The organism is Flavobacterium sp. ALJ2, from assembly GCF_015594725.1.
In the GTDB taxonomy this organism is placed as follows: domain Bacteria; phylum Bacteroidota; class Bacteroidia; order Flavobacteriales; family Flavobacteriaceae; genus Flavobacterium.
The window spans coordinates 1-10837 of sequence record NZ_JADNRC010000030.1; the positions used below are offsets into that span (position 1 = coordinate 1).

Annotated in this window: 10 protein-coding genes; 5 read left to right on the forward strand and 5 right to left on the reverse strand. The window is 33.4% G+C overall.

Annotation, left to right across the window (positions count from 1 at the left end):
- Positions 1–160: 160 nt before the first annotated feature.
- From IUY40_RS18745 to IUY40_RS18755, 3 genes are all read right to left on the reverse strand, one after another.
- On the reverse strand, positions 161–1114 hold the full coding sequence (locus IUY40_RS18745) for a transketolase C-terminal domain-containing protein (protein WP_195738392.1): 954 nt from the start codon (positions 1112–1114) through the stop codon (positions 161–163).
- Between the two features lie 72 nt (positions 1115–1186).
- Complete coding sequence (locus tag IUY40_RS18750; RefSeq protein ID WP_195738393.1) at positions 1187–2035, reverse strand: transketolase; 849 nt, start codon at positions 2033–2035, stop codon at positions 1187–1189.
- Positions 2036–2213: 178 nt separating this feature from the next.
- Positions 2214–3074, reverse strand: coding sequence for a polysaccharide deacetylase family protein (locus tag IUY40_RS18755; protein ID WP_195738394.1), 861 nt, complete (start codon positions 3072–3074; stop codon positions 2214–2216).
- A 226-nt stretch (positions 3075–3300) separates the two neighbouring features.
- Between IUY40_RS18755 and tgt the strand changes: the two genes are divergently transcribed.
- The 5 genes from tgt (at position 3301) to dnaB (ending at position 9232) form a co-directional block, all read left to right on the forward strand.
- A complete protein-coding gene (gene tgt / locus IUY40_RS18760; RefSeq protein ID WP_195738395.1) occupies positions 3301–4431 on the forward strand; it encodes a tRNA guanosine(34) transglycosylase Tgt in 1131 nt (376 codons plus the stop codon).
- 81 nt (positions 4432–4512) lie between these two features.
- Entirely contained in the window at positions 4513–5601 is a 1089-nt protein-coding gene (locus IUY40_RS18765) for an LptF/LptG family permease (RefSeq protein WP_195738396.1), read from the forward strand.
- Positions 5588–6475, forward strand: a complete 888-nt coding sequence (locus IUY40_RS18770; protein ID WP_195738397.1) for a DMT family transporter — start codon at positions 5588–5590, stop codon at positions 6473–6475. Before IUY40_RS18765 ends, IUY40_RS18770 begins: the two co-directional genes overlap by 14 nt.
- Positions 6476–6590: 115 nt before the next feature.
- The gene (locus IUY40_RS18775; RefSeq protein WP_195738398.1) at positions 6591–7544 is read left to right on the forward strand and encodes an acetyl-CoA carboxylase carboxyltransferase subunit alpha; all 954 of its coding nucleotides are present in this window, start codon (positions 6591–6593) and stop codon (positions 7542–7544) included.
- A 140-nt stretch (positions 7545–7684) separates the two neighbouring features.
- Positions 7685–9232, forward strand: a complete 1548-nt coding sequence (dnaB, locus tag IUY40_RS18780) for a replicative DNA helicase (RefSeq protein WP_195738399.1) — start codon at positions 7685–7687, stop codon at positions 9230–9232.
- 90 nt (positions 9233–9322) lie between these two features.
- Here the strand turns inward: dnaB and IUY40_RS18785 are convergent, their stop codons facing one another.
- Entirely contained in the window at positions 9323–9835 is a 513-nt protein-coding gene (locus IUY40_RS18785; protein ID WP_195738400.1) for a hypothetical protein, read from the reverse strand.
- 110 nt (positions 9836–9945) lie between these two features.
- The coding region (locus tag IUY40_RS18790) for a T9SS type A sorting domain-containing protein (RefSeq protein WP_195738401.1) at positions 9946–10837 on the reverse strand (892 nt) is incomplete at its 5' end.

Here is a 10837-nt window from a genome sequence, read left to right on the forward strand (position 1 = left end):
GATCAACACGAAAAGCTGTGGAGTCATTGCATTAACAGCGAAGATGATTAAGCTTTGTGTACTTGCGGTTTCAATTTTCTATTCTATTGTCAAAATAGTTTATGTAGATATAAAAAAACCTGCTCGATTGAGCAGGTTTGTGATTTAATATCAAAAGAAATTACTTTCTTTTGATAACTCTTTCTACAGCTTCAACAATCGCTTGATTGTTTAGTTTATATTTTTCCATTAATTGTTCTGGAGTTCCAGATTCTCCGAAACTATCATTAACTGCCACAAACTCTTGTGGAGCTGGATTGTTTAATGCTAATACTCTAGAAACGCTTTCTCCAAGACCTCCAAGTATATTATGCTCTTCAGCAGTAACAACACATTTTGTTTTTGCTAAAGACTTTAATATTGCTTCTTCATCAAGTGGCTTGATAGTATGAATATTGATTACTTCAGCAGAGATTCCTTTTGCTTCTAATGCTTCTGCAGCAATAAGAGCTTCCCATACTAAATGTCCAGTAGCGACAATTGTAACATCTGTACCTTCGTTTAATAAAATTGCTTTTCCAATTACGAAAGGTTCGTCTGCAGGTGTAAAGTTAGGTACAACTGGACGTCCGAAACGTAAGTAAGCCGGTCCGTGATGATCTGCTAATGCAAGTGTTGCAGCTTTAGTTTGATTGTAATCACAAGTATTGATTACAGTCATTCCTGGTAACATTTTCATTAAACCGATATCTTCTAATATTTGGTGTGTTGCTCCATCTTCTCCAAGTGTTAAACCTGCATGAGACGCACATATTTTTACGTTTTTGTCTGAGTAAGCTACAGATTGACGGATTTGATCGTAAACTCTTCCTGTAGAAAAGTTAGCGAAAGTTCCTGTAAAAGGAATTTTACCTCCAATTGTTAAGCCTGCTGCAATCCCAATCATGTTTGCTTCAGCAATTCCGATTTGGAAAAAACGCTCTGGGTGATTTTTTTTGAAATCATCAAATTTTAATGAACCAATTAAATCAGCGCATAATGCAACAACATTTTCGTTTTTCTGACCTAATTCAGTCATTCCCGTTCCAAAACCTGAACGAGTATCTTTACTTCCTGTATTTGTATATTTTTTCATTTTTTTGTTGCTATAAGTAATGTACTTTGTGTTAATAGGCATAAAGCTTATTACGAAAAGTATAATGCTTTTTTAATAATCGGCTAAAGTTGAAATGTTTTGAGCTAATGCATTAGCTAATTGGTCGTTGTTTGGTGCTTTACCATGCCAGGCATGTGTGTGCATCATAAAATCTACACCATTACCCATTTCTGTATGTAGTAAAATACAAACGGGTTTTCCTTTTCCAGTTCTAGATTTAGCATCGGCCATACCTGTTAATATTGCATCAATATTATTTCCTTCTTTAATGTCTATAACATCCCAATCAAAAGCTTCAAATTTAGCACGAATGCTTCCCATTGCTAGAACTTCATCAGTAGTTCCGTCAATTTGTTTTCCGTTAAGGTCAATTGTTGCAATAAGGTTGTCTACTTTCTTAGCAGAAGCATACATGATGGCTTCCCAGTTTTGGCCTTCTTGTAATTCTCCATCCCCATGTAATGTGTATACAATATGATTGTCACCATTTAGTTTTTTAGCTTGTGCAGCTCCAATTCCTACAGATAGTCCTTGTCCTAATGAACCTGAAGCAATACGGATTCCTGGTAATCCTTCGTGCGTTGTAGGGTGACCTTGTAAACGAGAGTTTAGTAATCTAAAAGTTGCTAATTCTGAAACTGGAAAATAACCGCTTCTTGCTAAAACGCTATAAAATACTGGAGAAATATGACCATTTGAAAGGAAGAAAAGATCTTCTCCAATTCCGTCCATATCAAAACCTTCTTTACGGTCCATAATGTTTTGGTATAGTGATACCAAAAATTCAGTACAACCTAGTGAACCGCCTGGGTGACCTGAGTTGACTGCATGTACCATTCGAAGAATATCTCTTCTTACTTGGATAGTTAAATCGCTTAATTGTTGTGTGTTAGGCTTCATTTTATATGTAAAAGTTAAACTATTGCAAATGTAATTTTTATTTGGGGTTAAGGCAAATGATTTTGAAGGAAATGTAGCAATTAGATGATTAGATTTTAAAGCTTTGGAATTTATAATTGTCTAAATTTGTAGGGACTAAGCATTATTGATTTTGGTTTTTCTATTTGTAATTGAGATGTTATCTAATTTCTTGAATTTCTCTCCAAGTGATTAATTGTATGTTGTTTTCTTTTAATTTATGCTTGCATTCTTCGCTACTGAAATAATCAAAGTCTATTTGTCTCCACTGTGAACCAAAATTGGGATGGTTTTTTGTAATGCCTTGCATCTCATTGTCATCGAATGCTGGATGAAGTAAGAAAACGTTAAATCCAGGTTTTATGTTGTCTAAATATTTTTCATAAGATTCTTTCAATTTTCCTTTTTCAAAGTCGGCAAAGTTTCCGATAAGAAGATTATCTGCTAAAATAGTATTTTCGTAGTCGTACTTTTTATTAGATAGGCTTATTGATTCTACAAATTGTTTGTTGATGAAAACAGGTAGGTTATATTCTTTTCCTAGTGCTTTATATATTTCCAAGAATTCTGGTGATACACCTAGGCTGCACATATGTGAATCTATGTGCGTAGGTTTTAGGCCAAATTGTAAAGCTTTCTCAATTTGAGCACGAAGTTCTTTTTTTACTTCTTCGGGTTTTGCATTAGTAATGAAATCGGTCCTATTTTTATGAAAATAACCATTTTTGTCTACTAAGGTTGGAACTTCGTTAATAGGGAGTATTGGACCAAATTTATAGTTCTCCCATTCGCAAGTAAGTGTTAAGTGAATTCCGTTGTCAAATTGTGGATTGTCTTTGGCGAAGTTTGCCATTTCGTAAAACCATGGGCAAGGAACCATAATGCTATAGGAATTTATGATTCCGTTTTGTAGTGCTTGAATGGTTGCTCTATTTTCTGAATGGGATAATCCTGCATCATCAGCATGTATGATTAATAGTTTGCTGTTTTCTGGGTATCCTAATTTTTGTGATAAATTCATTTTGATCAATCTTTTGATAATTTTATATTCAAATTTAGGAGATTTTTTTTGCATGAGGGATAATAGTGGTATCCTTTTGTGTAATGAAATGGAACAAAAGATATAGCGAATAGCCCGACCCATAGGGACATGCCTAAATTAATTCATAAAACATCATTAATTTTTTGATTTATCTAATTATCTAATTTTCAAATTAGCCTATCTTTGCCGACTGAAAAACGTGTATATGAAGTTTGATTTATTACAAAAAGATCTGCAATCGAAAGCGAGAGCAGGAAGTATTACTACTGATCATGGAGTTATTGAAACTCCTATTTTTATGCCTGTTGGTACTGTTGCATCGGTTAAAGGTGTGCACCAAAGAGAGTTAAAAGAGGATATAAACCCTGATATTATTCTAGGAAATACCTACCATTTATATTTGCGCCCACAAACTGAAATTCTTGAAAAAGCGGGTGGATTGCACAAATTTATGAACTGGGACAGGAATATTTTGACTGATTCTGGTGGATATCAAGTGTATTCATTGTCTGCAAATAGAAAAATTAAAGAAGAGGGTGTGAAATTTAAATCACATATTGATGGTTCTTATCATTTCTTTACTCCTGAGAAAGTAATGGAAATTCAGCGTATTATAGGGGCTGATATTATTATGGCTTTTGATGAGTGTACACCATATCCTTGTGACTATCGTTATGCACAACGTTCTATGCATATGACTCATCGTTGGCTAGATCGTTGTATCAACCATTTAGATAAAGTGCCTTTTAAATACGGATATGAGCAAACATTCTTTCCAATAGTTCAAGGTAGTACTTATAAAGATTTACGTCGCCAGTCGGCAGAATATATTGCAAATGCAGGTCAACAAGGGAACGCTATTGGTGGATTATCAGTAGGAGAACCAGCAGAAGAGATGTATGCTATGACAGAGATTGTTTGTGAAATTTTACCAGAAGATAAACCTCGTTATTTAATGGGTGTTGGAACGCCAATTAATATCTTAGAAAATATTGCTTTGGGTGTTGATATGTTTGATTGTGTGATGCCTACCCGTAATGCAAGAAACGGAATGTTGTTTACAGCAAATGGAACTATCAATATCAAAAATAAAAAATGGGAAGCTGATTTTTCTCCAATTGATGAAATGGGAATTACATTTGTAGATACTGAATATACAAAAGCGTATTTGCGTCATTTGTTTGCTGCTAATGAGTATTTGGGAAAACAAATTGCTACGATTCATAATCTTGGTTTTTATATGTGGTTGGTTCGTGAAGCTAGAAAACATATCTTAGCAGGAGATTTCATGCCATGGAAAGAAATGATGGTTAAGAATATGAGTCAAAGACTATAAAAAGTTTAAAGTTTTTTTGGTTTCAAGTTTCAAGTTTAGCAAGGTTAACATGAAACATGGAATGTGAAACATAAAAGATATATGCTGACAATAATAGACAAATACATCTTAAAGAGATATTTAGCAACTTTTACAGTGATGTTGTTGCTATTTATTCCGATTGGGATTGTAATTGATGTTTCGGAGAAGATTAATAAAATGCTAGAGAACAAAATTCCCTTTTTGGATATTGTTGTTTACTACTATAATTTTACGATTTATTTTGCTAACTCTTTGTTTCCGATATTTTTATTTTTATCGGTAATTTGGTTTACATCAAAATTGGCTAATAACACTGAGGTTATTGCTATACTCAGTTCAGGGATTTCTTTTTCGCGTTTTATGCGACCTTATATAATTGGTGCTTCGATTGTTTCTGTATTTGTTTTGCTAATGGGGTTTTATATCGTTCCCGCAGCAAGTGAAGGCTTTAATAACTTTAGGTATACTTATCTAAAAGGTGGTGGGAAAGAAGCAATGCATGGTAATAATACTAATGTACATCGACAAATAAATGACAACGAATTTATTTATGTAAATAGCTTTAATGATGTTTCTAAAACTGCCTTTAATTTTACTTTAGAGAAGTTTAAAGGAGAGAAGTTAGTTTCTAAGATTACTGCAAGCCGTATTCAGTGGAATCCTAAAGATAGTACTTATACGATGTATGATTATACTAAAAGGACTTTGGGAGAATTAGATGATAAAATTGAGAAAGCACCTGAAAAGAAAGCGGTGTTTACCTTTGATTTAGAAGATTTGACTCCTGTGGTTTATATTGCCGAAACTTTAAGTATTGGCAAATTATATGATTTTATAGAAAAAGAAAGAAAAAGAGGTTCTGGAGATATCAATGTTTATTTGGTTGTTTTATATAAAAAAATAAGCGTTCCTGTTTCAGCATTTATTTTAACGATTATAGCAGTTGCTGTTTCCTCGATGAAAAGACGTGGCGGAATGGGGACTAATTTGGCTATAGGAATTGCCCTTGCTTTTGCTTTTGTCTTTTTTGATAAAATATTCGGCACATTAGCAGAAAAATCAACCTTTTCACCATTGTTTGCTGTTTGGTTCCCAAATATTGCTTTTGGAATTTTGGCAGTTTATTTATTACGTAATGCAAAACGATAAAATAAAAAGTTACTTAAGTCTCCATCTAATAGTTTTTATCTGGGGATTTACCGCTATTTTAGGCGCATTAATTACTATAAATGCAGAAGCTTTGGTTTGGTACAGAATGCTTTTGGCTGGGATTTTTTTAGGATCATTTATTGTTTTTAAAAAAGAATCATTTAGAGTTCCTATAAAAGCTTTTTTTAATCTAATTTTTGTCGGATTGCTAATTGCTTTGCATTGGATATTTTTTTTCAAAGCAATTCATGTTTCTAATGTTTCGATAACACTTTCTGTATTCTCATTAGGGGCTTTTTTTGCCTCTTTATTAGAACCAATTTTTTTTGGAAGAAAAGTGTTATGGTATGAGGTTTTCTTTGGGTTAATTATTATTGCTGGTTTGGCATTAATAATGCAAGTTGAAATTCAGTACTTAAATGGAATGTATTATGCTCTAGCATCTATAATTTTAGGTGTTTTGTTTACATTAATGAATGGGAAATTAATTGCCGATCATGAACCATCGCTTATTACTTTTTATGAATTTGGAGCAGGTGTTTTTTTTATATCTATTTACTTTTTATTTCAAGGTAAATTTACTACTGAGTTCTTTGATCTATCATTGAATAACTGGTTGTTGATACTGCTTTTAGCTTCGGTATGTACTGCTTATGCATTTACCGCTTCAGTAAAAGTAATGAGAAAACTTACTCCTTATACTGTGATGCTTACTACTAATTTAGAGCCAGTTTACGGAATTATTTTGGCCTATTTTATATTAGGTGGAAAAGAGAAAATGAGCACTGAGTTTTATATTGGTGCAATAATAATTGTGATAACAGTTATATTAAATGGTGTTTTTAAACACTATAAAAAAGATGATAAAGTATAATGTTTTAACTTTTTTACTCTTTATTTTTTATACTTTAATACTAAATAAACACGCCAAACAATATAATATTTTTATATTTGCGGTTCGATTTAAAAACAAAAATTCAAAAAATCCTATGGAATATTTAGATTTTGAACTTCCAATCAAAGAATTGGAAGAGCAGTTAGAAAAGTGTGTTATCATTGGGAAAGAATCAGATGTTGATGTAACGCCAACGTGCAAGCAGATTAATAAGAAATTAGAAGAAACTAAAAGGAGTATATATAAAAACCTAACAGCTTGGCAGCGTGTACAATTGTCAAGACATCCAAACAGACCTTATACCTTAGATTATATTAAGGCAATGTGTGGTGATACTTTCTTGGAACTTCATGGAGACAGAGGTTTTAAAGATGATAAAGCAATGGTTGGTGGTTTAGGTAAGATAGATGGGCAGTCGTATATGATTGTTGGTCAACAAAAAGGGTACAATACAAAAACACGTCAATACCGAAATTTTGGTATGGCTAATCCAGAAGGATATCGTAAAGCGTTGCGATTAATGAAAATGGCAGAGAAATTTGGTATTCCGGTTTTAACTTTAGTAGATACTCCGGGGGCATATCCTGGGCTAGAAGCTGAAGAAAGAGGACAGGGAGAAGCTATTGCTAGAAATATCTTTGAAATGGTTCGTTTAAAAGTGCCTATTATAACTATTATTGTTGGTGAAGGTGCTTCGGGAGGTGCTTTAGGAATAGGAGTGGGAGATAGAGTATATATGCTTGAAAACACATGGTATTCAGTGATTTCTCCAGAATCTTGTTCTTCTATTTTATGGAAAAGTTGGGAATATAAAGAGAAAGCGGCAGAAGCATTAAAATTGACTTCTTCGGATATGAAAAAGCAAAAATTAGTCGACGATGTTATTCCTGAGCCATTAGGTGGAGCTCATTATGATAGAGAAACTACATTCACAACAGTTATACAATATATCACTAAAGGATACAATGAATTGAAAGACTTATCAACAGCCGATTTAATTGCCCAGAGAATGGACAAATACAGTAAAATGGGCGAATTCAAGGAATAAAATCTTACAAATTTATAAAAAATCCGAAGCCTTATCGTTTCGGATTTTTTTTTGGTTTTGAACAATATACATTAACTTATAAACAATTATTCGTAACAACTAGATGGGGTTTCCTTTCTGAATTTTGTTACATTCGCTATATGGAAAATTTCAAGAATATAAACCCAATTAAGGTCGATAAAACCGCAATTATTAATTTAGAAAAAGGGAAACTTCCCCCACAAGTACTGGAGTTAGAGGAGGCTGTACTTGGAGCAATGATGATTGATAAGAAAGGGGTCGATGACGTAATTGATATTTTGCAAGCAGACGCTTTTTATAAGGATGGGCATAAATATATTTTTGAAGCAATCGTTCAGCTTTTTACCGATACACAACCTATCGATTTATTGACAGTTTCGGCTCAGCTTAAAAAAAACGGGAAATTAGATTTAGCAGGAGGAGATTTTTATTTAATTCAGCTTACGCAAAAAGTGGCATCTTCTGCCCACATTGAATTTCACTCTCGTATTATACTTCAAAAATTTATTCAGCGTAGTTTGATTCGTATTTCCTCGGAAATTATTGAAGCATCTTATGATGAGACAACAGATGTATTTAACTTACTTGATCAAGCCGAGTCAAAATTATATGAAGTAACACAAGGAAATATTAAACGTAGTTCTGAAACAGCTCAGAGTTTAGTACTTCAGGCAAAAAAACGTATTGAAGAAATTGCTAAGCAAGAAGGTTTAAGTGGTGTTGAAACTGGTTTTACCAACTTGGATAAACTTACTTCTGGATGGCAACCAAGTGATTTAATTATTATTGCGGCTAGACCTGCGATGGGTAAAACAGCATTTGTACTTTCGATGGCTAGAAATATTGCAATTGATTTTGGACATCCGGTAGCATTGTTCTCTCTGGAGATGGCTTCAGTTCAATTGATTACGAGGTTAATTTCGTCTGAAACAGGATTGTCATCAGAGAAATTACGTACGGGTAAATTAGAGCCTCATGAATGGGAGATGTTGAGTACTAAAGTGAAGAACTTAGAAAAAGCACCTTTGTTTATTGATGATACACCATCTCTTTCTATTTTTGATTTAAGAGCAAAATGCCGTCGTTTGGTATCACAGCACGGAATTAAAATTATCATTGTTGATTATTTGCAGTTAATGACTGCTGGTGGAAATAGTAAAGGAGGAGGGAATCGTGAGCAGGAAATTTCTACAATTTCCCGAAACTTAAAAGCTTTAGCAAAAGAACTGAACGTCCCGGTAATTGCACTGTCGCAGTTATCGCGTGCAGTTGAAACACGTGGATCAAGTAAACGTCCGTTGCTATCGGATCTTCGAGAATCTGGGGCAATTGAGCAGGATGCCGATATCGTTTCGTTTTTATACCGACCTGAATATTACAAAATTGATGAATGGGATGATGATGAAGCTTCTCCAACCGCAGGTCAGGCAGAAATAATGATTGCTAAACACCGTAATGGTGGTATCGAAAACGTTCGATTAAAATTTATTGGGCATCTTGGGAAATTTGATAATCTTGATGATTTCTCAGGTAGTTATGATGATTTACCATCTAAGATGAATCATGAGGATAATCCGTTTGTCACTAAAAATCTTCCTTCCGCAAATGAAGCTTTTGGAAGTAATTTTAATGATGATGACGATGATGACAGCGATGTGCCATTTTAATCGATATTAAAGTAAAAAACTCATAAATGAAAAAGGAGAAATATTCAATTGATTGTTTCTCCTTTTTTTATGTAGATTAATAAAAATATTTTAAGATGCCTTTACCAAGTAAAAGTTGAATGTAGAAACAAAGGTGTTTTCTTGTTCATTATTAATGGGGCGATTTTCTGATTTAAAATCAGGATTGTATTGCCATTGATCACTATGAATATTACATCCGCTTTTTGTTATATAAAGATTTCCATTATATGGTTTATATCCTTCAACATTTATTTTAAAATTCATTTTTTCGGATACTTTTTCAGAATTTGAAAACCCTGTATGAATAGAATATACTCCATTCAATGCAGTTAATAAATGGTTTTTAGAATAGAAACGATTTCTTTTTGTACTGATATTTATGTCAGTATTTATAGGAAGATTAGTTTTAGAATCTAAAATTAAACCTTTAATTATTATATTTTTACCTGTGGCAAGTACTGGTACAATATCTAGGTTATTAACAATCTTTTGATCAGTTGTTGCTAATAAAGAATTAGTTGATAAAACTAAAATACCAGAAGTTAATAGACTTGTTTTTTTTACAAATAATCTTCTTTCCATGTGGTTTGTTTTTTGGATAGTATTAACGAGATTGAGTCACAACGACTCGTACCCTATATGAGTAGGGTAATAAATTAAAGGGAGATAACTGCTATCTCCCTTTTTGTAAATTATTTTTTAAGTATTAGTTTGTAGGTAATTGGTTTATTACCTTTCGTTTCACGAATGAAGTATATACCATCACTTAAATTTTCAACATTAATTGTGTTCATATTATCGGCAGTAACTTTAACCGTTTTAACAATCTGTCCTGATTGGTTAATAATACTTAAATCAGTATCATGATCTGATTTAACGTTTACAATACCTTGACTTGGATTAGGGTAAATCATAAATTTAGATTTTTCTTCAAAATCCTTTGTTGCTAAGTTAGTTACATTAACACATGGTGCAATAACGGTACAGCCGTTTAGTGTTATAGCTACTCCATAAGATCCATTAACTGTTGGTGTAAATGTTTGACTAACTTCTCCAACAATATCAGTATTAGGACAGGTGAACCATTGGTAAGTTGCACCAGCTTGATCGGCTGTTAATGTATTGTTTGCACGAGTTATACTTAAAATACTTGCGATAGGTTCAGTAATCGTGAATTCCTCAGTTTCGCTACACGAATTAGCATCTGTTACAGTTACTATATAGGTGCCAGCAGTAAGCCCAGAAGCACTTGCAGCCGTTCCACCAGAAGGAGACCAAGAATAAGTATATGTACCTACTCCAGTACCACCTGTAACTCCTACAGTTGCAGAACCATTGGATCCACCGAAACAAGATACGTTTGTTTGTGCTGTCACAGATGTTATAATTTCATTTGCAGGAAGGATATTTATTACTTGTTGTTTAGAACAATTATTTGCGTCTGTCACAGTTACTGTATAAGTCCCTGCAGTAAGTCCTGATGCACTTGCAGCCGTTCCACCAGAAGGAGACCAAGAATAAGTATATGTGCCTACTCCAGTACCTCCTGTAACTCCTACAGTTGCGGAACCATTGGATCCACCG

Excerpts from the sequence above, each read along its gene's own strand:
- IUY40_RS18745 (WP_195738392.1), bottom strand. The coding sequence starts at position 1,114 with ATGAAAAAATATACAAATACAGGAAGTAAAGATACTCGTTCAGGTTTT.
- IUY40_RS18750 (WP_195738393.1), bottom strand. The coding sequence starts at position 2,035 with ATGAAGCCTAACACACAACAATTAAGCGATTTAACTATCCAAGTAAGA.
- IUY40_RS18755 (WP_195738394.1), bottom strand. The coding sequence starts at position 3,074 with ATGAATTTATCACAAAAATTAGGATACCCAGAAAACAGCAAACTATTA.
- tgt (WP_195738395.1), top strand. The coding sequence starts at position 3,301 with ATGAAGTTTGATTTATTACAAAAAGATCTGCAATCGAAAGCGAGAGCA.
- IUY40_RS18765 (WP_195738396.1), top strand. The coding sequence starts at position 4,513 with ATGCTGACAATAATAGACAAATACATCTTAAAGAGATATTTAGCAACT.
- IUY40_RS18770 (WP_195738397.1), top strand. The coding sequence starts at position 5,588 with ATGCAAAACGATAAAATAAAAAGTTACTTAAGTCTCCATCTAATAGTT.
- IUY40_RS18775 (WP_195738398.1), top strand. The coding sequence starts at position 6,591 with ATGGAATATTTAGATTTTGAACTTCCAATCAAAGAATTGGAAGAGCAG.
- dnaB (WP_195738399.1), top strand. The coding sequence starts at position 7,685 with ATGGAAAATTTCAAGAATATAAACCCAATTAAGGTCGATAAAACCGCA.
- IUY40_RS18785 (WP_195738400.1), bottom strand. The coding sequence starts at position 9,835 with ATGGAAAGAAGATTATTTGTAAAAAAAACAAGTCTATTAACTTCTGGT.